Annotated in this window: 24 protein-coding genes; 23 read left to right on the forward strand and 1 reads right to left on the reverse strand. The window is 33.4% G+C overall.

Features of this window, described 5'->3' with window-relative positions; all coding sequences use genetic code 11:
- The first annotated feature begins 17 nt into the window (after window positions 1–17).
- Window positions 18–1,730 carry a sodium:solute symporter family protein gene (locus ACZ5CF_RS09270; RefSeq protein WP_464579047.1) on the forward strand — a complete coding sequence of 571 codons (1,713 nt, stop codon included), beginning with the start codon at window positions 18–20 and terminating at the stop codon, window positions 1,728–1,730.
- Window positions 1,731–1,783: 53 nt separating this feature from the next.
- On the opposite strand, the gene ACZ5CF_RS09275 is transcribed toward ACZ5CF_RS09270, so the two are convergent.
- Window positions 1,784–2,632 (reverse strand): DUF2911 domain-containing protein, encoded by an 849-nt coding sequence (locus ACZ5CF_RS09275; RefSeq protein WP_464579048.1) that lies wholly within the window; start codon window positions 2,630–2,632, stop codon window positions 1,784–1,786.
- A 162-nt stretch (window positions 2,633–2,794) separates the two neighbouring features.
- Between ACZ5CF_RS09275 and ACZ5CF_RS09280 the strand changes: the two genes are divergently transcribed.
- The 22 genes from ACZ5CF_RS09280 (at window position 2,795) to ACZ5CF_RS09385 (ending at window position 22,850) form a co-directional block, all read left to right on the forward strand.
- Complete coding sequence (locus ACZ5CF_RS09280; protein WP_464579049.1) at window positions 2,795–3,451, forward strand: MIP/aquaporin family protein; 657 nt, start codon at window positions 2,795–2,797, stop codon at window positions 3,449–3,451.
- Between the two features lie 58 nt (window positions 3,452–3,509).
- Window positions 3,510–4,928: an SDR family oxidoreductase gene (locus ACZ5CF_RS09285; protein ID WP_464579050.1), complete on the forward strand. Its 1,419-nt coding sequence runs from the start codon at window positions 3,510–3,512 to the stop codon at window positions 4,926–4,928.
- 125 nt (window positions 4,929–5,053) lie between these two features.
- Window positions 5,054–5,476, forward strand: a complete 423-nt coding sequence (locus tag ACZ5CF_RS09290; protein WP_464579052.1) for a hypothetical protein — start codon at window positions 5,054–5,056, stop codon at window positions 5,474–5,476.
- A 21-nt stretch (window positions 5,477–5,497) separates the two neighbouring features.
- Window positions 5,498–6,196, forward strand: coding sequence for a GTP cyclohydrolase I FolE (gene folE, locus ACZ5CF_RS09295; protein ID WP_464579054.1), 699 nt, complete (start codon window positions 5,498–5,500; stop codon window positions 6,194–6,196).
- Window positions 6,197–6,199: 3 nt separating this feature from the next.
- Window positions 6,200–6,424 carry a hypothetical protein gene (locus ACZ5CF_RS09300; RefSeq protein WP_464579056.1) on the forward strand — a complete coding sequence of 75 codons (225 nt, stop codon included), beginning with the start codon at window positions 6,200–6,202 and terminating at the stop codon, window positions 6,422–6,424.
- 2 nt (window positions 6,425–6,426) lie between these two features.
- A complete protein-coding gene (locus tag ACZ5CF_RS09305; RefSeq protein ID WP_464579057.1) occupies window positions 6,427–7,110 on the forward strand; it encodes an SDR family NAD(P)-dependent oxidoreductase in 684 nt (227 codons plus the stop codon).
- A 13-nt stretch (window positions 7,111–7,123) separates the two neighbouring features.
- Window positions 7,124–7,585, forward strand: coding sequence for an SRPBCC family protein (locus ACZ5CF_RS09310; protein WP_464579059.1), 462 nt, complete (start codon window positions 7,124–7,126; stop codon window positions 7,583–7,585).
- Window positions 7,586–7,587: 2 nt separating this feature from the next.
- Window positions 7,588–8,898 carry a cryptochrome/photolyase family protein gene (locus ACZ5CF_RS09315; protein ID WP_464579060.1) on the forward strand — a complete coding sequence of 437 codons (1,311 nt, stop codon included), beginning with the start codon at window positions 7,588–7,590 and terminating at the stop codon, window positions 8,896–8,898.
- A 54-nt stretch (window positions 8,899–8,952) separates the two neighbouring features.
- Entirely contained in the window at window positions 8,953–10,392 is a 1,440-nt protein-coding gene (locus tag ACZ5CF_RS09320; protein ID WP_464579062.1) for an amidohydrolase, read from the forward strand.
- A 207-nt stretch (window positions 10,393–10,599) separates the two neighbouring features.
- Complete coding sequence (gene xerA, locus ACZ5CF_RS09325) at window positions 10,600–11,700, forward strand: site-specific tyrosine recombinase/integron integrase (protein WP_464579064.1); 1,101 nt, start codon at window positions 10,600–10,602, stop codon at window positions 11,698–11,700.
- A 192-nt stretch (window positions 11,701–11,892) separates the two neighbouring features.
- Window positions 11,893–12,150 (forward strand): hypothetical protein, encoded by a 258-nt coding sequence (locus ACZ5CF_RS09330; RefSeq protein ID WP_464579065.1) that lies wholly within the window; start codon window positions 11,893–11,895, stop codon window positions 12,148–12,150.
- Entirely contained in the window at window positions 12,150–13,370 is a 1,221-nt protein-coding gene (locus ACZ5CF_RS09335) for an IS91 family transposase (RefSeq protein ID WP_464579067.1), read from the forward strand. Before ACZ5CF_RS09330 ends, ACZ5CF_RS09335 begins: the two co-directional genes overlap by 1 nt.
- 418 nt (window positions 13,371–13,788) lie before the next feature.
- Window positions 13,789–14,046, forward strand: a complete 258-nt coding sequence (locus ACZ5CF_RS09340; RefSeq protein WP_464579065.1) for a hypothetical protein — start codon at window positions 13,789–13,791, stop codon at window positions 14,044–14,046.
- Window positions 14,046–15,266, forward strand: a complete 1,221-nt coding sequence (locus ACZ5CF_RS09345) for an IS91 family transposase (protein WP_464579067.1) — start codon at window positions 14,046–14,048, stop codon at window positions 15,264–15,266. Before ACZ5CF_RS09340 ends, ACZ5CF_RS09345 begins: the two co-directional genes overlap by 1 nt.
- Before the next feature lie 418 nt (window positions 15,267–15,684).
- Window positions 15,685–15,942: a hypothetical protein gene (locus ACZ5CF_RS09350; protein WP_464579065.1), complete on the forward strand. Its 258-nt coding sequence runs from the start codon at window positions 15,685–15,687 to the stop codon at window positions 15,940–15,942.
- On the forward strand, window positions 15,942–17,162 hold the full coding sequence (locus ACZ5CF_RS09355; RefSeq protein ID WP_464579067.1) for an IS91 family transposase: 1,221 nt from the start codon (window positions 15,942–15,944) through the stop codon (window positions 17,160–17,162). The genes ACZ5CF_RS09350 and ACZ5CF_RS09355 overlap by 1 nt, the downstream gene beginning before the upstream one ends.
- Window positions 17,163–17,580: 418 nt before the next feature.
- Window positions 17,581–17,838 carry a hypothetical protein gene (locus tag ACZ5CF_RS09360; RefSeq protein WP_464579065.1) on the forward strand — a complete coding sequence of 86 codons (258 nt, stop codon included), beginning with the start codon at window positions 17,581–17,583 and terminating at the stop codon, window positions 17,836–17,838.
- Complete coding sequence (locus ACZ5CF_RS09365; RefSeq protein WP_464579067.1) at window positions 17,838–19,058, forward strand: IS91 family transposase; 1,221 nt, start codon at window positions 17,838–17,840, stop codon at window positions 19,056–19,058. Before ACZ5CF_RS09360 ends, ACZ5CF_RS09365 begins: the two co-directional genes overlap by 1 nt.
- A 418-nt stretch (window positions 19,059–19,476) precedes the next feature.
- Window positions 19,477–19,734, forward strand: coding sequence for a hypothetical protein (locus ACZ5CF_RS09370; protein WP_464579065.1), 258 nt, complete (start codon window positions 19,477–19,479; stop codon window positions 19,732–19,734).
- Window positions 19,734–20,954 carry an IS91 family transposase gene (locus ACZ5CF_RS09375; protein ID WP_464579067.1) on the forward strand — a complete coding sequence of 407 codons (1,221 nt, stop codon included), beginning with the start codon at window positions 19,734–19,736 and terminating at the stop codon, window positions 20,952–20,954. The genes ACZ5CF_RS09370 and ACZ5CF_RS09375 overlap by 1 nt, the downstream gene beginning before the upstream one ends.
- Window positions 20,955–21,372: 418 nt before the next feature.
- Window positions 21,373–21,630 carry a hypothetical protein gene (locus ACZ5CF_RS09380; protein ID WP_464579065.1) on the forward strand — a complete coding sequence of 86 codons (258 nt, stop codon included), beginning with the start codon at window positions 21,373–21,375 and terminating at the stop codon, window positions 21,628–21,630.
- The gene (locus ACZ5CF_RS09385; RefSeq protein WP_464579067.1) at window positions 21,630–22,850 is read left to right on the forward strand and encodes an IS91 family transposase; all 1,221 of its coding nucleotides are present in this window, start codon (window positions 21,630–21,632) and stop codon (window positions 22,848–22,850) included. Before ACZ5CF_RS09380 ends, ACZ5CF_RS09385 begins: the two co-directional genes overlap by 1 nt.
- The last annotated feature ends 471 nt before the right edge of the window (window positions 22,851–23,321 follow it).

Genomic DNA, 23,321 nt, shown 5'->3' on the forward strand with positions numbered 1-23,321 from the left:
ATGACAGGTAACAGATAATGGAACTATTAGATTGGTTTATTTTAACCGGAACACTCCTATTTATTGTAGGCTACGGAGCTTATAAAACACGAGAAAATAAAAACGTAAAAGATTATGTTCTTGGCGGGAATACTGCCAAATGGTGGACCGTTGGTTTATCTGTTATGGCAACGCAAGCAAGCGCAATTACGTTTTTATCTACTCCCGGGCAAGCATTTCACGATGGTATGGGCTTTGTGCAGTTTTATTTTGGGTTGCCACTTGCCATGATTGTTATTTGTGTAGTGTTTATTCCTATTTACCACAAATTAAAAGTTTATACCGCCTACGAGTTTTTAGAACAACGGTTTGATTTAAAAACCAGAACCTTAACAGCACTCCTGTTCTTAGTTCAGCGAGGTCTTGCTGCCGGTATAACCATATTTGCACCATCTATAATTTTATCGGCTGTTTTAGGATGGGATTTAAAAACGTTAAACCTAATTATCGGTACGCTCGTTATTATTTATACCGTTACCGGAGGTACTCGTGCAGTAAGCGTAACCCAAAAGCAACAAATGTTTGTGATTATGACAGGGATGTTTATTGCTTTTTACCTTATTTTAAGTTATTTACCTAATGATATTACGTTTAACAAAGCCTTAAAAATTGCTGGTGCAAACGAAAAGCTTAACATCCTAGATTTTTCGTTTGATACTAAAAGTCGCTATACATTTTGGAGTGGTATTACCGGTGGTTTTTTTCTTGCACTCTCTTACTTTGGTACAGACCAAAGCCAAGTTCAACGTTATCTATCAGGAAAATCGGTAAGAGAAAGTCAGTTAGGATTAATTTTTAACGGGATTTTAAAAGTCCCCATGCAGTTTTTTATTCTGCTTGTAGGCGTTATGGTATTTGTATTTTACCAATACAACAGCTCTCCTTTAAATTTTAATCCTGCAGCAACAGAAGCTGTTTTAAATTCTGAATATGCTCAAGATTATAAAAAACTTCAAGAAGAACATAAAAAGCTCGAGATAGAGAAAAAAATTGCTCAACAACAGTTTTCTACAGCATTAGATGTAAAAGAATATTCGGCAACTGTTACGGCCAAACAACATATAATGACTATTAACAAAAAAGAACGTGAAAATCGTGAAGCAGCAAAAGCTTTGATTGAAAAAGCTAATGCAGCTGTAGAAACTAACGATAAAGATTATGTGTTTATTCACTTTATTTTACACAATCTACCTAAAGGTTTAATAGGTTTGTTATTAGCCGTTATACTATCTGCAGCAATGTCTTCTACAGCTTCAGAACTTAATGCACTTGGCTCCATAACAGCAATAGATTTATACAAACGAAATAAAAAACAACCTAAAGACGAAAAGCATTTTGTAAAAGCCTCTAAGTGGTTTACTTTTTTCTGGGGAATTATTGCCATACTGTTTGCAAATTTTGGGTCGTTAATAGACAATTTAATTCAATTGGTAAATATTATTGGTTCTGTATTTTATGGTAATGTTTTAGGTATATTCTTGTTGGCTTTCTTTTTTAAACAAATTAAAGGTAGTGCGGTATTCTGGGCAGCTGTAATAACACAACTGGTAATTTTCTTTATATACTACCAATTTATATATGTTGATGAAAAAATTGGGTATTTATGGCTTAACTTTATAGGATGCACTATGGTGATTATTTTAGCCTTCTTATTACAATTATTTAGTGGTAAAAAAGCACAAACAGCATAAAAAAAGCTCGGTTAAAAACCGAGCTTTTATTTTTAATTTTAATGCTTATGTTATTACATAGCGCCCCACTCTTTAAGTGAGTCTTTATTCATTTTTACATAATCTGCATTGCCTGCTGCTTCTGCTGCTGCCAATGATTTTTTGGCTGCTTCTATAGCTCCTTTTTTATCACCTGCCTTGGCATAAATAAGTGATTGCTGACGTAAATACCAAAAACGAGGCTGATCTTTAGTTAGCTCTACAGCTTTATCAATCCACATTTTAGCTTTATTAATATCTTTTCCTTCTTGTAAATAATAAACAGCTGCAGCATAATAATCGTTGGCAGATGGCCCATTCATAACGGTCTCTATACTTTTAGATACTTTAGCATCTGTAGGAACGCTAAACGGGATTGCCACATAGGTTTTTTCCCAAATCATATCAATTGTAGCAGTACTATTGGTAATGTTATTTATATCAATAGTAAACGTCTCAACAGAAAAAGGAATATCGTGCACCTCTACAGTAGCTTTTGCAGCTACCTTAGCATCATCCCATTCTCTTGGTAATCCCCAATTATTTGCATCAGAGTAAAAAATAACATCCCAAGATGTTTCATTAGGGATTGTATAAATTGCATAGCTCCCTGCTTTTAATTTAGTGCCGGCAACTGTTACATCATCACTAAAAGTAATTTTAGTATTGGCATTAGCTCCGGTTCTCCAAAGCTTTCCGTAAGGCACTAAATCGCCAAAAATTGTTCGTCCTTTAACAGATGGCCTAGAATACTCTATGGTTACATCGGTTAGTCCCACTTTCTGTTCTATTTTAGAAAACGGGCTGGGTTGTGGTGTTTGTATTTGGGCACTCATGGTAGCTGATGCCATTACAAAACTTAAAAAAATAAGCACTCTTTTCATTGTAGTTGATTTTTTGTTAGTGTTTCTTTGTAGTTAATAATTCAGGCAATAAAGTTGCCCTTTTATAAATGTTAAAATTACGCATTTAGCCACACTATACTTGTTAATAAATCCTTAAATTAAAAAAGGTATCTTTGCCCAAATTTTTAACCTCTTTTAAGTGTGAAAAAGTATTATGCTGAGTGCCTTGGCACATTCTCTATGGTTTTTTGCGGATGTGGTGCAATGACCATTAATGAAGTTTATAATGGGGCTATTGGTCATGTTGGTATAGCTATTACATGGGGACTTATTGTAATGGCAATGATTTACGCTTACGGAGAAATTTCGGGAGCCCACTTTAACCCGGCAGTAACGATTGCATTTGCATATGCCAAAAAATTTGATTGGAAAAATGTTCCGCAATACATTACTGCACAAGTAATTGGTGCATTTATAGCAATAGCAATACTCTGGTTTTTATTTCCTGAAAGCACTTCGTTTGGTGCAACCTATCCGGCAGAAAATTTTTCTTGGTACAAACTCTTTATTGTAGAGCTTTTACTAACCTTCATGCTAATGGTTGTTATTATAAACGTTTCTACCGGAAGTAAAGAAATTGGTACTATGGCAGCAATTGCAGTTGGAGGCGTAATTTTATTAGAAGCCATGTTTGCCGGCCCGGTAACAAAAGCTTCTATGAATCCGGCTCGTTCTTTGGCACCGGCACTATTTTCCGGACACATATCTTATTTATGGGTTTATTTAACAGCCCCAATAGTTGGAGCAATCTTAGCCGTTTCTTCATGTAAATTAGTTAAAGACAAGCAATGTTGTTAAACTAACGGCCTTATTAATATTTTTTGTTTAACTTTATGTAATTTTAATTAAACATAAAGTGAACATTTTAGTTACCGGAGCAACGGGTTATATTGGTAAACGTCTTATTCCTTTATTGGCACACAAGGGGCATCATGTGTATGCTGTTGTTAGAGATTTAGCACGTGCAGATAGAGATTTTGTAGAAGATAAAAATATTACGGTAGTTGAAGCAGATTTTTTAAAACCACACACACTGCATACTATCCCAAAAAATATTGATGTTGCCTACTATCTTATACACTCCATGTCTAATTCCAGTAATAATTTTGAGGCGTTAGAAGAAAAATGCGCTCATAACTTTAAAAATTGTATTGAGCAAACCCAAACGCAACAAGTTATTTACTTAAGCGGAATTACAAACGACACAAAGTTGTCTAAACATTTAGCTTCACGAAAAAATGTTGAAAGTACGCTTAAGGCAACCAACTATGCATTAACAACTTTTAGAGCAGGTATCATTGTAGGATCCGGCAGTTCTTCTTTTGAAATTATAAGAGACCTTGTAGAAAAGCTTCCAATAATGATTGCGCCTAAATGGTTAAATACTAAAACGCAACCCATTGCTATTAGAGATGTACTACAGTATTTAACCGGAGCAGCCGGAAATGAAAAATTGTACAATAAGTCGTTTGATATTTTCGGCCCGGAAATATTAACTTACAAACAAATGCTACTGGAGTTTGCTAAAATTAGAAAGCTCAAAAGAATTATAATTACAGTGCCGGTAATGACTCCTAAACTATCATCGTATTGGTTATATTTTGTTACTTCTACTTCGTTTAAACTGGCTGGTACGCTTGTAAATAGTATGGGTGTACAGATAATAGGAAAACCAAGCAACATCAACAAAATACTATCTGTTAAACCCATAACTTATGTAGAAGCTGTAAAATTAGCTTTCAAAAAAATAGAGCAAAACAGTATTATCTCAAGCTGGAAAGATTCCTTTATTAGTGGAGAAATACAAGACAAAGCACACCAATTTATAAATGTACCAACATATGGCTGCTTTAAAGATACTAAAAAGAAACCAATACAAAATAAAGAAGCTGTTATTAAAAAAATATGGTCTATTGGCGGAGATAATGGCTGGTATTACGGTACTTTTTTATGGAAGGCAAGAGGTATTATAGATAAGCTTTTTGGAGGTATAGGTTTAAGAAGAGGAAGAACAAATCCTATCGAACTAAATGTTGGTGACGCTTTAGACTTTTGGCGTGTGATTTTTGCCGATAAGAAAAATGGAAAACTACTCTTATATGCCGAAATGAAACTTCCCGGAGAAGCATGGCTGGAATTTAAAATAGAGCAAAACACGCTAATTCAAACAGCAACTTTTAGACCTCTTGGTTTGGCAGGAAGACTGTATTGGTATCTGGTTAGTCCGTTTCACTGGTTTGTTTTTAACGGAATGATTAATCAGCTAACCAAATAAGCTTTTTTTTTCTACACTTCTTTTTTCTAACAACCTCATTTTTAATTTTTAAATGTTAATTTTTTGTTTAAGCTTTAGTTTATTTTGTTAAACATTTTGTACATTTGATTAAACAAAACAACTAAATGGTATTTAACACCACATATACCGACAAAGAAACAGAACAGCTAATTAATGATTTAGTAGGGAAACCCTATACCCTGCTAAAACGATTTAGAATGAGAGGTATAGGTTCTAAACGTTTAATAATTTCTAATGTAAGTCCTAATCTAAATTACTTACTCAACAAAGTATCAGATATTAATTACGCAAATTTTGAGCTCAGACCCGGAGGGCTTTTAGTACATATAAATAAAGGCTTAAAAACATACACCTGGGCAATTCCGTACAGACAGTTAGTTATTTATAAAAATAATGGCTTAAGTATTCACGCCCAAGGTAAATTTATTCAATTTAAAAGTGCAAAAGCGTTAGGAGATAACAAGGCTTTTATTAAAAAGATTTTACATCAAAGAATGCTTTTTTTTAGTAAGCAAGCAGCTATTTAAAAACCTTTACAACTGTAAATTATGTTATTAAACTATACAACAATTCAATCAGAAAAAAACAATCAAGAAAATAGGCAATCTGTTGCTGATATTGGCGATAATCATATTGCAACGTCTGTAAATACTCCTTTAAAGAAAGATGCTTTTATAAAAACAGATGAGCAAAAAAAGAAAGAAATAGCTTATTTATTTGCAGAAATAATGGATGTGTTAGGCCTAGATCTTACCGACGATTCACTACGTGGCACTCCAGAAAGAGTAGCAAAAATGTATGTAGATGAGATATTTTCTGGGTTAAATCCAAAAAACAAGCCTAAAGTTACGCTGTTTGAAAACAAGTACCAATACCATAAAATGTTGGTAGAAAAAAACATCACTTTTTACTCAAACTGTGAGCACCACTTTGTGCCTATAATTGGTAAAGCGCATGTAGCTTACATTGCCAATAATAAAGTAATTGGCCTATCTAAACTTAACAGAGTTGTACAATATTATGCTAAAAGACCACAAGTACAAGAACGTTTAACCAACCAAATTGCAGAAGAGCTCAAAAACACTTTAAAAACACCTCATGTAGCTGTAATTATAGATGCAAAGCATTTATGTGTGGCATCTAGAGGTGTTAAAGACGATACCTCATCTACCGTTACTGCTTACTATGGTGGAGATTTTAATAAACCTGATAAAATAACTGAATTACAAAACTTTATAAATAGTTAGGTTATGGAAATAGTAGAAAAAGCATTGCTTTTTGAAAAGCGCAAAAAATCGTTAAAAACAACTAGCGACAGAATTAAAGCAGCCAGAGAAGCTAGGGATTTAATTTTAGGTGTAAACGAAATCTACAAAAAAACTAAAGACGCTAATTTAATGGAGCTCATGAAACGGTTAACGGTTATTAAACGTAAAATAGAAAAGCGCCTTAAAGGTGCTCCGTTAACTGTTTAACTATGAAAACCATTATAATTGTTGGAGGTAGCAAAGGAATTGGTTTAGCGCTTACAACGTTACTTTCAAGCACGCACAAAGTTGTAGTTATTAGCCGAACAAAACCCGAAATCCAGTCCAATAACATAACATATTATTCCTGCAATATACTCACCGATTCTTTGCCTGAGATACCAATTGCAGACGGTTTAGTTTACTGCCCGGGTAGTATTAATTTAAAACCCATAATCAGATTATCGCTTGATGAGTTTAGAGAAGATTTAGAGATTAATGTAATTGGTGCTGTAAAAACAATACAACATTATTTACCGGTTTTACAAAAAGGCAACAACCCGGCTATACTTTTGTTTAGTACTGTAGCCACTGCATTAGGGATGCCTTTTCATGCTAGTGTAGCTACAGCTAAAAGTGCAGTAGAAGGACTAACAAAATCATTAGCTGCAGAATTTTCTCCAACAATAAGGGTAAATGCAATTGCTCCTACCATTACCAATACTACTTTGGCTTCTAAAATTCTTAGAAACGAGAAAGCCATTGAAAACATAAAGAACAGACATCCGCTAAAAAACATATTACAACCACAAGAAGTAGCTGTTATGGCTAATTATTTATTGTCTGATGATGCGAAAGCTATATCCGGACAGATTTTTAAAATAGATAATGGCATGGTACACATTAAACCTTAACCCTTTTGTTTACATGAAACTTTATTCGTTACACAAAAAGCAAAAACTACCTATATCATTGCCGGAAGCTTGGCAATTTTTTTCAGATCCTAAAAACTTAAAAGTTATTACCCCAGATTATATGGGGTTTAATATTATATCCGGAGCAGATAGAGCAATGTACCCGGGACAAATAATAGAGTACATTGTTACACCTGTTTTAGGCATAAAAACTAAATGGGTTACAGAAATAACACATGTTATACCCAACACTTATTTTGTTGATGAGCAACGTTTTGGACCCTACAGCATGTGGCATCATAAACACTTTTTTAAGGCTATAGATGGCGGGGTTTTAATAGAAGATCTTGTGCATTATAAAATTCCGTTAGGTATATTGGGTAAAATGGTGCATCCTATAATTGTAAAACCAAAACTGGAAGAAATTTTTGAATATAGAGCCAATAAACTCAAATTGCTTTTTGGAACTTTGTAAGTATGAAAAACACTCCTATTACACTTTTTTGGTTTAGAAGAGATTTACGACTAACCGATAACGTTGGTTTGCATTATGCGCTCAAAGAAAACAAAAATATGTTACCTATTTTTATTTTCGATACAGAAATTCTTGATTCGCTACCTAAAGATGATGCTCGTGTAACTTTTATTTACAACACATTACATCAACTAAAGCAAACCTTAGAGAAAAAATATAATAGCACTATACACTTATATAATGGAACTCCATACAATGTTTTTAAAAAAATAATAGCAACTTACTCCGTTAAAGCTGTTTATACTAACACAGACTACGAGCCTTATGCCATACAACGAGACAACAGAATAGAGAAATTATTACAATCTCATGGTATAGCCTTTAAAAGCTATAAAGACCAAGTTATTTTTCATAAAAATCAAATAGTTAAGCAAGACGGCTCACCTTACATAGTGTACACTCCGTACATGAAAGCTTGGAAACAGGCTTTTACAGACAGTTGTGTTTATAATCATGATATAAATTCTTTAAGCAATAATTTTTATAAAAACGCCCCACAGCAAAATGTTACATTAAAAGAGCTTGGTTTTAAGCAATCTAAACAAGAGGTACAACCTTATACAATACATGATGATTTAATAGAAAATTATGCCGAGACACGTGATTTTCCTGCATTAAACGGCACCTCAAAATTAAGTCCGCATTTACGTTTTGGTACTGTTAGTATTCGTCAAGTAGTAAAAAAAGCGTATTCATTTAAAAAACAAACCTTTTTAAACGAGCTTATTTGGCGAGAATTTTTTATGCAAATTTTATGGCATTTTCCCGATACGGTTCATAAAAGCTTTAAACCACAATACGATGCTATACAATGGCGTAACAACGAAAAAGAGTTTGAACTTTGGTGTAAAGGCAAAACCGGATATCCTTTGGTTGATGCCGGAATGCGAGAATTAAACCAAACCGGTTATATGCATAATAGAGTTAGAATGGTGGTAGGCAGTTTTTTATGCAAACACTTATTAATAGATTGGCGTTGGGGCGAAGCCTATTTTGCCCAAAAGCTACTTGATTACGAAATGGCCAGTAATGTAGGTAATTGGCAATGGGTGGCCGGATGTGGTGTAGATGCTGCACCGTATTTTAGAATATTTAACCCAACAACCCAGCTACAAAAATTTGATAAAAATCTTAACTACATTAAAAAATGGGTCCCGGAGTTTCAGGAGCTTACCTACCCTACTCCTATTGTAGATCATAAAAAAGCCCGAGAACGTTGTTTAAAAGTGTACAAAGAAGCCCTACAGCAATAAAGGTTTTGGTGTTTTACAAAATATAGTATCTTTAAAGAAACCAAAACCATCGTTATGAAAATGTTTCAATATAGCATGCTTGTACTTTGCATGCTCACTACTGCATTAGTATTTCCTCAAAAAAAATTATCAAAAAACAAACAAGCAATAATTGCTTCTGTAGAAAAACACAAGGCTAATTTAATAGCAATAAGTGATTCTATTTGGGCTTTGGCAGAAGAGGCCTTTAGAGAGCACAACTCTTCAGAACTTCTTGCATCGTATGCCGAAAAAAATGGATTTATAGTTGAGCGTGGCGTTGCCGGTATGCCTACTGCTTTTGTAGCTACATATGGCTCGGGAAAACCTGTTATAAGTGTTTTGGGTGAGTTTGATGCACTCCCCGGAATTTCGCAAAAAGCAAAACCCACTAAAGACCCATTAAAAGAAGGAGCTGCCGGACACGGTTGCGGTCATAATTTATTTGGTGCCGGAAGTCTGGGAGCTGCAATTGCCGTTAAAGAACTTATAGAAGCCGGCAAACTAACCGGTACAGTTAAGTTTTTTGGTACGCCGGCAGAAGAAAAGTTCTTTGGTAAAATTTGGATGGTTAGAGAGGGGCTTTGGGATGATGTAGATGTTAACTTAAGCTGGCACCCCGGAGCTAATACAGAAGCCGATGTGCAAAGCTCTTTAGCTTTAGTAGATTTTAAAGTAGAATTTTTTGGTCAGGCGGCTCATGCATCAGCAGACCCATGGAATGGGCGCAGTGCATCAGACGCTTTAGAACTGTATACAACCGGTATAAACTACTACAGAGAGCACGTAAAACCTACTGTTAGAATTCATTACCATATTCAAGATGGTGGACAAGTAGTGAACGTAGTTCCGGATTATTCAAGAATTTGGGTTCGTGTTAGAGACACCAAACGCTCCGGAATGATGCCTGTTTACCAGCGCGTTAAAGAAATGGCCAAAGGAGCCGCTATCATGGCAAATGTAGATTACAAAATATCGTTAATTTCGGGTATTTACGAGGTACTCCCAAACAGAACCGGTGGCGAAGTAATGCAAAAAAATCTTGAGCTACTTGGGCCAATAACGTATACTCCCGAAGAAATAGCCTTTGGCAAAAAAATACAAGAGGTAACCGGAAAACCACAAGTAGGAATGGACTCAGAGATTCTCCCACTAAAACCAACAAAAGAACATCCCGGAGGAGGCTCTACAGATGTTGGCGATGTTAGCTGGAATGTACCAAATATTAATTTAAGCGTAACTACTGCGCCTAAAGACACTCCCTGGCATTCTTGGGCTGTAGTAGCCTGTGGCGGTATGAGTATAGGCCACAAAGGAATGCTTTATGCTGCTAAAGCAATGGGCTTAACCATGGTAGATTTATTTACAAACCCAAAACTTGTGCAAGCCATTAAAGCAGAATATAAAGAGCGTAAAGGAGACGAAATTTACGAAGCTATTGTGCCAGAGGGTCCTCCTCCAATAGATTATAAGTAACAGTTAACAATCCTCTTAGTTAACAAGAGGATTTTTTTGTTTTTGAGCGAGTCGCATTTGTAAACAAACGCGTCGGGCTTTCGCTACTCGCTTTTGCAAGCAAGGAGCTCAAACATGCGCTCTATCCCTCTCGCAAAACAATTCAACTAAAAAACAAAACTGTAAGAATATTATGCTTATATTAGAACAATTTTCAAGCAAAATAAATTGAAAACCATTTACTTATCTCGTATTATTCACCATAAAGAGCCAAAACTATCTATTTATTTTGGGTATGATGATGTTATAAAAAATCATCTAAAAAAACTTGATTACATTCGTTGGAGTACCTCAAAAAAAGTCTTTTATGCTCCTTATACTTCGGCTTGTAAGCGCGAAGTTTATCTTCATTTGCTTCAATTAAATACACCTATAGATTACAGTGCATTGCTTGTACATAAAACCAATAAACTAAAACTTCCACCGTTAAGTAATCTAGATCAAAAATCTATAACCAAATTTAAAAATTGGTTAGATCAACACCGGTATAGTGCAAATACCGTTAACACCTATGTAGAAGTAACTTCGTTTTTTTTACGGTATTGCAAACAGAAAAACATTAAGCAATTAACCCCTAAAGCCATACAATGGTTTAATTACGATTTTATTGTGGTTAAAAACAAATCGGTTTCCTATCAAAACCAATGTATTAATGGTATCAAAAAATATTTTGAATATATGGGGCATTTGTTAGAACCCATGCAACTTCAACGTCCAAAAAAAGAAAAAAAATTACCGGTAGTGCTAAGCACAACAGAAGTAAAGAAACTATTACATGTAACCAAAAATATAAAGCATAAAACATTATTAAGCTTGCTATATTCTTCTGGCTTACGTATAGGTGAAGCCCTATTATTACAGATACACGATATAGATGTAGAGCGTAATTTAATTCATATAAAAGCGGCAAAGGGTAAAAAAGATCGCTATACCCTTCTGTCTAAAAACTTTACGCAATTATTAAAAAGCTACTTAAACATTTATAATCCAGAAAAATATCTTTTTGAAGGAGTTAAAGGAGGTCCATATACTGCTGTAAGTGCTAGACAGGTGCTTAAACGTAGTTTGCATAAAGCAGGTATAACTAAAAAAAGAGTTACCCTGCATACCTTACGACATAGTTTTGCTACCCATTTACTTGAAAACGGCACCGATATTAGATACATTCAAGAGTTATTAGGCCATAACAGTCCTAAAACAACTATGATTTATACACACGTTTCTACCTCGAGCTTACAAAATATAACCAATCCGTTTGATAAATTGTAAGAAAATGATTTAATTTGTTTATAAGCTATTTTAGGGTGTAAATAACGATGTATTATTTCTGTAAATATATACGCATAGCCCTCCAAATAGTTATAAAACAGAATAATTTTATACGCATATAAACAAGTTGTACGTAATTTATGCCCACTTTTTCTCAATAGCATTAACTTTTAAGGTTTTAAATTATTAATAATGAGAGAGATAACTTTAAATAAAAAGCAATTTTCTGTTTTTAATGATTACGATCAATTTCAGATTTTTGATGATGTTTTTTCAGATTTAGAAACAGTAGCTTCTGAGACGGATAAATTATTTGAACAATTTGATTGTGTTGTAGTTAACGAAAAAGATGATATATTTGGGGTAAAGAATGGAAAACGTGAGCTATTGATTCCTGGTGCTACCGAAGCCTTTTCTATTGCTCTAGAAGTTTTCGAAGACATTAGTTAATGTGTGTTACTGAAAGAAATATATCTACACAAAATAGTCAACTTGAGAAAAAATATACACTGGCTAGTTTCTTTCGTGACCACTGGGATGATTACCTTTCCAATCCTAAATATCCTGTAAAGGACCATCAGCGCTATGCGGTTCAGGCGATAATGAAATGCCGAACATCAGAATTGGGCAAGGATGTTTATAAATGCAAGGATTGTGGAGATAAAGTCGATGTATTTTTCAGTTGTAAAAATAGGTTTTGTCCAACTTGTAGTTGGAGAGATACTTTAAATTGGGCAGAAACATTACATGGTCAATTATTAAATGTTCCACATCGCCATGTAGTGATGACCCTTCCCCATCAATTAAACAGCTTAATCAGGAGAAATCCTAAAATCTTTTATCAAATATTGATGAATGAGTCTGCTACATTATTGAAAGACTATATACGTAAAGTCTATAATGTTGAAATAGGTGTTGTGAGTGTTTTACACACCTATGGAGAGCGCAAAAATTTACATGTTCATGTGCATATGATTGTGAGTTGGGGCGGTATTGATATGAAAAACAATAAATTAAAAAGCATACCCATAAGTGATAAGATAGACTATTTAAAACTTAAAGAAAGCTTTAGAAGTCGGATCATAAAACGTATAGATTTGGCTTATTATAAGGATGATTTACAACACAACTTTACAGATGAGCAATCATACGCTGATTTTAAGGACAAATTATTAGAAAAGAAATGGATTATTCATTTAGAGCCACCGATGAATATGCCTGAGCAAATCATCAGATACATCGGCCGTTATTCAAAGCGTGCTTGTTTAAGTGAATACAAAATCACAGACATATCAGGTGAATACATTAGTTTTAGGTATAAAGATTACAAAGAAAAAACAGCAGAAGGTAAACCCAAAGAAAAAATTCTACGTTTACATTATCGTGATTTTTTTCCACTGTTGCTTCAGCATGTTCCCTTGCCAAATTTTAGAGTAGTTCGTTACTATGGTATTTATAATGCAAGGACAAAAATACCAAAATCGTATACAGAAAAACCGGCATACAGAGAAAGAGAAGAATTAACTCCATTTATAGATAATAGAAAAGAGTGTAGAATATGTTCAGGAAGTATGGAGCATGTCAAAACAATTATTAAACCAGGCAGTGTTTTGTGGTTTATTAATCAAAGAAAATATAGGCGGAAAATAAAAGAAAAATTGGCGGCTTAATTAACACATGGGATAGGTATGCCTTGTTGTGAATAAAATCGAAAAAAAGTGGTTCTGAAAGCCTACAAACAATAAAATAAGGCAAATATTAGCGATGAAAATGATGAAAATTTACACGGATAAAATTTTAAGAGCTGGCAATATATCAAAGCTTGGAAAATTGTATAAAAAGTCATTTTTTGAAATTCTAATAAATAAGTACACTCTAGAAAAAAACTACGTACAACACAGGCTATACACAATAGCTCGGGTTTAGGTGTGAAAAGCGAAAGTCCAAAATTATTTACTAAATTTGTAATAGAAACCCATAATGAAAGGCTTTTTTGCGCGCTACTGTGCATAGCCACAAGACGTTGTACGTAATTTATGCCCACTTTTTCTCAATAGCATTAACTTTTAAGGTTTTAAATTATTAATAATGAGAGAGATAACTTTAAATAAAAAGCAATTTTCTGTTTTTAATGATTACGATCAATTTCAGATTTTTGATGATGTTTTTTCAGATTTAGAAACAGTAGCTTCTGAGACGGATAAATTATTTGAACAATTTGATTGTGTTGTAGTTAACGAAAAAGATGATATATTTGGGGTAAAGAATGGAAAACGTGAGCTATTGATTCCTGGTGCTACCGAAGCCTTTTCTATTGCTCTAGAAGTTTTCGAAGACATTAGTTAATGTGTGTTACTGAAAGAAATATATCTACACAAAATAGTCAACTTGAGAAAAAATATACACTGGCTAGTTTCTTTCGTGACCACTGGGATGATTACCTTTCCAATCCTAAATATCCTGTAAAGGACCATCAGCGCTATGCGGTTCAGGCGATAATGAAATGCCGAACATCAGAATTGGGCAAGGATGTTTATAAATGCAAGGATTGTGGAGATAAAGTCGATGTATTTTTCAGTTGTAAAAATAGGTTTTGTCCAACTTGTAGTTGGAGAGATACTTTAAATTGGGCAGAAACATTACATGGTCAATTATTAAATGTTCCACATCGCCATGTAGTGATGACCCTTCCCCATCAATTAAACAGCTTAATCAGGAGAAATCCTAAAATCTTTTATCAAATATTGATGAATGAGTCTGCTACATTATTGAAAGACTATATACGTAAAGTCTATAATGTTGAAATAGGTGTTGTGAGTGTTTTACACACCTATGGAGAGCGCAAAAATTTACATGTTCATGTGCATATGATTGTGAGTTGGGGCGGTATTGATATGAAAAACAATAAATTAAAAAGCATACCCATAAGTGATAAGATAGACTATTTAAAACTTAAAGAAAGCTTTAGAAGTCGGATCATAAAACGTATAGATTTGGCTTATTATAAGGATGATTTACAACACAACTTTACAGATGAGCAATCATACGCTGATTTTAAGGACAAATTATTAGAAAAGAAATGGATTATTCATTTAGAGCCACCGATGAATATGCCTGAGCAAATCATCAGATACATCGGCCGTTATTCAAAGCGTGCTTGTTTAAGTGAATACAAAATCACAGACATATCAGGTGAATACATTAGTTTTAGGTATAAAGATTACAAAGAAAAAACAGCAGAAGGTAAACCCAAAGAAAAAATTCTACGTTTACATTATCGTGATTTTTTTCCACTGTTGCTTCAGCATGTTCCCTTGCCAAATTTTAGAGTAGTTCGTTACTATGGTATTTATAATGCAAGGACAAAAATACCAAAATCGTATACAGAAAAACCGGCATACAGAGAAAGAGAAGAATTAACTCCATTTATAGATAATAGAAAAGAGTGTAGAATATGTTCAGGAAGTATGGAGCATGTCAAAACAATTATTAAACCAGGCAGTGTTTTGTGGTTTATTAATCAAAGAAAATATAGGCGGAAAATAAAAGAAAAATTGGCGGCTTAATTAACACATGGGATAGGTATGCCTTGTTGTGAATAAAATCGAAAAAAAGTGGTTCTGAAAGCCTACAAACAATAAAATAAGGCAAATATTAGCGATGAAAATGATGAAAATTTACACGGATAAAATTTTAAGAGCTGGCAATATATCAAAGCTTGGAAAATTGTATAAAAAGTCATTTTTTGAAATTCTAATAAATAAGTACACTCTAGAAAAAAACTACGTACAACACAGGCTATACACAATAGCTCGGGTTTAGGTGTGAAAAGCGAAAGTCCAAAATTATTTACTAAATTTGTAATAGAAACCCATAATGAAAGGCTTTTTTGCGCGCTACTGTGCATAGCCACAAGACGTTGTACGTAATTTATGCCCACTTTTTCTCAATAGCATTAACTTTTAAGGTTTTAAATTATTAATAATGAGAGAGATAACTTTAAATAAAAAGCAATTTTCTGTTTTTAATGATTACGATCAATTTCAGATTTTTGATGATGTTTTTTCAGATTTAGAAACAGTAGCTTCTGAGACGGATAAATTATTTGAACAATTTGATTGTGTTGTAGTTAACGAAAAAGATGATATATTTGGGGTAAAGAATGGAAAACGTGAGCTATTGATTCCTGGTGCTACCGAAGCCTTTTCTATTGCTCTAGAAGTTTTCGAAGACATTAGTTAATGTGTGTTACTGAAAGAAATATATCTACACAAAATAGTCAACTTGAGAAAAAATATACACTGGCTAGTTTCTTTCGTGACCACTGGGATGATTACCTTTCCAATCCTAAATATCCTGTAAAGGACCATCAGCGCTATGCGGTTCAGGCGATAATGAAATGCCGAACATCAGAATTGGGCAAGGATGTTTATAAATGCAAGGATTGTGGAGATAAAGTCGATGTATTTTTCAGTTGTAAAAATAGGTTTTGTCCAACTTGTAGTTGGAGAGATACTTTAAATTGGGCAGAAACATTACATGGTCAATTATTAAATGTTCCACATCGCCATGTAGTGATGACCCTTCCCCATCAATTAAACAGCTTAATCAGGAGAAATCCTAAAATCTTTTATCAAATATTGATGAATGAGTCTGCTACATTATTGAAAGACTATATACGTAAAGTCTATAATGTTGAAATAGGTGTTGTGAGTGTTTTACACACCTATGGAGAGCGCAAAAATTTACATGTTCATGTGCATATGATTGTGAGTTGGGGCGGTATTGATATGAAAAACAATAAATTAAAAAGCATACCCATAAGTGATAAGATAGACTATTTAAAACTTAAAGAAAGCTTTAGAAGTCGGATCATAAAACGTATAGATTTGGCTTATTATAAGGATGATTTACAACACAACTTTACAGATGAGCAATCATACGCTGATTTTAAGGACAAATTATTAGAAAAGAAATGGATTATTCATTTAGAGCCACCGATGAATATGCCTGAGCAAATCATCAGATACATCGGCCGTTATTCAAAGCGTGCTTGTTTAAGTGAATACAAAATCACAGACATATCAGGTGAATACATTAGTTTTAGGTATAAAGATTACAAAGAAAAAACAGCAGAAGGTAAACCCAAAGAAAAAATTCTACGTTTACATTATCGTGATTTTTTTCCACTGTTGCTTCAGCATGTTCCCTTGCCAAATTTTAGAGTAGTTCGTTACTATGGTATTTATAATGCAAGGACAAAAATACCAAAATCGTATACAGAAAAACCGGCATACAGAGAAAGAGAAGAATTAACTCCATTTATAGATAATAGAAAAGAGTGTAGAATATGTTCAGGAAGTATGGAGCATGTCAAAACAATTATTAAACCAGGCAGTGTTTTGTGGTTTATTAATCAAAGAAAATATAGGCGGAAAATAAAAGAAAAATTGGCGGCTTAATTAACACATGGGATAGGTATGCCTTGTTGTGAATAAAATCGAAAAAAAGTGGTTCTGAAAGCCTACAAACAATAAAATAAGGCAAATATTAGCGATGAAAATGATGAAAATTTACACGGATAAAATTTTAAGAGCTGGCAATATATCAAAGCTTGGAAAATTGTATAAAAAGTCATTTTTTGAAATTCTAATAAATAAGTACACTCTAGAAAAAAACTACGTACAACACAGGCTATACACAATAGCTCGGGTTTAGGTGTGAAAAGCGAAAGTCCAAAATTATTTACTAAATTTGTAATAGAAACCCATAATGAAAGGCTTTTTTGCGCGCTACTGTGCATAGCCACAAGACGTTGTACGTAATTTATGCCCACTTTTTCTCAATAGCATTAACTTTTAAGGTTTTAAATTATTAATAATGAGAGAGATAACTTTAAATAAAAAGCAATTTTCTGTTTTTAATGATTACGATCAATTTCAGATTTTTGATGATGTTTTTTCAGATTTAGAAACAGTAGCTTCTGAGACGGATAAATTATTTGAACAATTTGATTGTGTTGTAGTTAACGAAAAAGATGATATATTTGGGGTAAAGAATGGAAAACGTGAGCTATTGATTCCTGGTGCTACCGAAGCCTTTTCTATTGCTCTAGAAGTTTTCGAAGACATTAGTTAATGTGTGTTACTGAAAGAAATATATCTACACAAAATAGTCAACTTGAGAAAAAATATACACTGGCTAGTTTCTTTCGTGACCACTGGGATGATTACCTTTCCAATCCTAAATATCCTGTAAAGGACCATCAGCGCTATGCGGTTCAGGCGATAATGAAATGCCGAACATCAGAATTGGGCAAGGATGTTTATAAATGCAAGGATTGTGGAGATAAAGTCGATGTATTTTTCAGTTGTAAAAATAGGTTTTGTCCAACTTGTAGTTGGAGAGATACTTTAAATTGGGCAGAAACATTACATGGTCAATTATTAAATGTTCCACATCGCCATGTAGTGATGACCCTTCCCCATCAATTAAACAGCTTAATCAGGAGAAATCCTAAAATCTTTTATCAAATATTGATGAATGAGTCTGCTACATTATTGAAAGACTATATACGTAAAGTCTATAATGTTGAAATAGGTGTTGTGAGTGTTTTACACACCTATGGAGAGCGCAAAAATTTACATGTTCATGTGCATATGATTGTGAGTTGGGGCGGTATTGATATGAAAAACAATAAATTAAAAAGCATACCCATAAGTGATAAGATAGACTATTTAAAACTTAAAGAAAGCTTTAGAAGTCGGATCATAAAACGTATAGATTTGGCTTATTATAAGGATGATTTACAACACAACTTTACAGATGAGCAATCATACGCTGATTTTAAGGACAAATTATTAGAAAAGAAATGGATTATTCATTTAGAGCCACCGATGAATATGCCTGAGCAAATCATCAGATACATCGGCCGTTATTCAAAGCGTGCTTGTTTAAGTGAATACAAAATCACAGACATATCAGGTGAATACATTAGTTTTAGGTATAAAGATTACAAAGAAAAAACAGCAGAAGGTAAACCCAAAGAAAAAATTCTACGTTTACATTATCGTGATTTTTTTCCACTGTTGCTTCAGCATGTTCCCTTGCCAAATTTTAGAGTAGTTCGTTACTATGGTATTTATAATGCAAGGACAAAAATACCAAAATCGTATACAGAAAAACCGGCATACAGAGAAAGAGAAGAATTAACTCCATTTATAGATAATAGAAAAGAGTGTAGAATATGTTCAGGAAGTATGGAGCATGTCAAAACAATTATTAAACCAGGCAGTGTTTTGTGGTTTATTAATCAAAGAAAATATAGGCGGAAAATAAAAGAAAAATTGGCGGCTTAATTAACACATGGGATAGGTATGCCTTGTTGTGAATAAAATCGAAAAAAAGTGGTTCTGAAAGCCTACAAACAATAAAATAAGGCAAATATTAGCGATGAAAATGATGAAAATTTACACGGATAAAATTTTAAGAGCTGGCAATATATCAAAGCTTGGAAAATTGTATAAAAAGTCATTTTTTGAAATTCTAATAAATAAGTACACTCTAGAAAAAAACTACGTACAACACAGGCTATACACAATAGCTCGGGTTTAGGTGTGAAAAGCGAAAGTCCAAAATTATTTACTAAATTTGTAATAGAAACCCATAATGAAAGGCTTTTTTGCGCGCTACTGTGCATAGCCACAAGACGTTGTACGTAATTTATGCCCACTTTTTCTCAATAGCATTAACTTTTAAGGTTTTAAATTATTAATAATGAGAGAGATAACTTTAAATAAAAAGCAATTTTCTGTTTTTAATGATTACGATCAATTTCAGATTTTTGATGATGTTTTTTCAGATTTAGAAACAGTAGCTTCTGAGACGGATAAATTATTTGAACAATTTGATTGTGTTGTAGTTAACGAAAAAGATGATATATTTGGGGTAAAGAATGGAAAACGTGAGCTATTGATTCCTGGTGCTACCGAAGCCTTTTCTATTGCTCTAGAAGTTTTCGAAGACATTAGTTAATGTGTGTTACTGAAAGAAATATATCTACACAAAATAGTCAACTTGAGAAAAAATATACACTGGCTAGTTTCTTTCGTGACCACTGGGATGATTACCTTTCCAATCCTAAATATCCTGTAAAGGACCATCAGCGCTATGCGGTTCAGGCGATAATGAAATGCCGAACATCAGAATTGGGCAAGGATGTTTATAAATGCAAGGATTGTGGAGATAAAGTCGATGTATTTTTCAGTTGTAAAAATAGGTTTTGTCCAACTTGTAGTTGGAGAGATACTTTAAATTGGGCAGAAACATTACATGGTCAATTATTAAATGTTCCACATCGCCATGTAGTGATGACCCTTCCCCATCAATTAAACAGCTTAATCAGGAGAAATCCTAAAATCTTTTATCAAATATTGATGAATGAGTCTGCTACATTATTGAAAGACTATATACGTAAAGTCTATAATGTTGAAATAGGTGTTGTGAGTGTTTTACACACCTATGGAGAGCGCAAAAATTTACATGTTCATGTGCATATGATTGTGAGTTGGGGCGGTATTGATATGAAAAACAATAAATTAAAAAGCATACCCATAAGTGATAAGATAGACTATTTAAAACTTAAAGAAAGCTTTAGAAGTCGGATCATAAAACGTATAGATTTGGCTTATTATAAGGATGATTTACAACACAACTTTACAGATGAGCAATCATACGCTGATTTTAAGGACAAATTATTAGAAAAGAAATGGATTATTCATTTAGAGCCACCGATGAATATGCCTGAGCAAATCATCAGATACATCGGCCGTTATTCAAAGCGTGCTTGTTTAAGTGAATACAAAATCACAGACATATCAGGTGAATACATTAGTTTTAGGTATAAAGATTACAAAGAAAAAACAGCAGAAGGTAAACCCAAAGAAAAAATTCTACGTTTACATTATCGTGATTTTTTTCCACTGTTGCTTCAGCATGTTCCCTTGCCAAATTTTAGAGTAGTTCGTTACTATGGTATTTATAATGCAAGGACAAAAATACCAAAATCGTATACAGAAAAACCGGCATACAGAGAAAGAGAAGAATTAACTCCATTTATAGATAATAGAAAAGAGTGTAGAATATGTTCAGGAAGTATGGAGCATGTCAAAACAATTATTAAACCAGGCAGTGTTTTGTGGTTTATTAATCAAAGAAAATATAGGCGGAAAATAAAAGAAAAATTGGCGGCTTAATTAACACATGGGATAGGTATGCCTTGTTGTGAATAAAATCGAAAAAAAGTGGTTCTGAAAGCCTACAAACAATAAAATAAGGCAAATATTAGCGATGAAAATGATGAAAATTTACACGGATAAAATTTTAAGAGCTGGCAATATATCAAAGCTTGGAAAATTGTATAAAAAGTCATTTTTTGAAATTCTAATAAATAAGTACACTCTAGAAAAAAACTACGTACAACACAGGCTATACACAATAGCTCGGGTTTAGGTGTGAAAAGCGAAAGTCCAAAATTATTTACTAAATTTGTAATAGAAACCCATAATGAAAGGCTTTTTTGCGCGCTACTGTGCATAGCCACAAGACGTTGTACGTAATTTATGCCCACTTTTTCTCAATAGCATTAACTTTTAAGGTTTTAAATTATTAATAATGAGAGAGATAACTTTAAATAAAAAGCAATTTTCTGTTTTTAATGATTACGATCAATTTCAGATTTTTGATGATGTTTTTTCAGATTTAGAAACAGTAGCTTCTGAGACGGATAAATTATTTGAACAATTTGATTGTGTTGTAGTTAACGAAAAAGATGATATATTTGGGGTAAAGAATGGAAAACGTGAGCTATTGATTCCTGGTGCTACCGAAGCCTTTTCTATTGCTCTAGAAGTTTTCGAAGACATTAGTTAATGTGTGTTACTGAAAGAAATATATCTACACAAAATAGTCAACTTGAGAAAAAATATACACTGGCTAGTTTCTTTCGTGACCACTGGGATGATTACCTTTCCAATCCTAAATATCCTGTAAAGGACCATCAGCGCTATGCGGTTCAGGCGATAATGAAATGCCGAACATCAGAATTGGGCAAGGATGTTTATAAATGCAAGGATTGTGGAGATAAAGTCGATGTATTTTTCAGTTGTAAAAATAGGTTTTGTCCAACTTGTAGTTGGAGAGATACTTTAAATTGGGCAGAAACATTACATGGTCAATTATTAAATGTTCCACATCGCCATGTAGTGATGACCCTTCCCCATCAATTAAACAGCTTAATCAGGAGAAATCCTAAAATCTTTTATCAAATATTGATGAATGAGTCTGCTACATTATTGAAAGACTATATACGTAAAGTCTATAATGTTGAAATAGGTGTTGTGAGTGTTTTACACACCTATGGAGAGCGCAAAAATTTACATGTTCATGTGCATATGATTGTGAGTTGGGGCGGTATTGATATGAAAAACAATAAATTAAAAAGCATACCCATAAGTGATAAGATAGACTATTTAAAACTTAAAGAAAGCTTTAGAAGTCGGATCATAAAACGTATAGATTTGGCTTATTATAAGGATGATTTACAACACAACTTTACAGATGAGCAATCATACGCTGATTTTAAGGACAAATTATTAGAAAAGAAATGGATTATTCATTTAGAGCCACCGATGAATATGCCTGAGCAAATCATCAGATACATCGGCCGTTATTCAAAGCGTGCTTGTTTAAGTGAATACAAAATCACAGACATATCAGGTGAATACATTAGTTTTAGGTATAAAGATTACAAAGAAAAAACAGCAGAAGGTAAACCCAAAGAAAAAATTCTACGTTTACATTATCGTGATTTTTTTCCACTGTTGCTTCAGCATGTTCCCTTGCCAAATTTTAGAGTAGTTCGTTACTATGGTATTTATAATGCAAGGACAAAAATACCAAAATCGTATACAGAAAAACCGGCATACAGAGAAAGAGAAGAATTAACTCCATTTATAGATAATAGAAAAGAGTGTAGAATATGTTCAGGAAGTATGGAGCATGTCAAAACAATTATTAAACCAGGCAGTGTTTTGTGGTTTATTAATCAAAGAAAATATAGGCGGAAAATAAAAGAAAAATTGGCGGCTTAATTAACACATGGGATAGGTATGCCTTGTTGTGAATAAAATCGAAAAAAAGTGGTTCTGAAAGCCTACAAACAATAAAATAAGGCAAATATTAGCGATGAAAATGATGAAAATTTACACGGATAAAATTTTAAGAGCTGGCAATATATCAAAGCTTGGAAAATTGTATAAAAAGTCATTTTTTGAAATTCTAATAAATAAGTACACTCTAGAAAAAAACTACGTACAACACAGGCTATACACAATAGCTCGGGTTTAGGTGTGAAAAGCGAAAGTCCAAAATTATTTACTAAATTTGTAATAGAAACCCATAATGAAAGGCTTTTTTGCGCGCTACTGTGCATAGCCACAAGACGTTGTACGCAAGCTGAAAAAAGCCGACCCACGTTCAAGCACATTTGGTTTTTGCCAACGCTCAAAGCCAAAGCAAAAAAACCAAAAGAGCTTTCACTTCCCCACCACCACTCGAAAATA

The sequence above is a fragment of the Lutaonella thermophila genome, from assembly GCF_055387725.1.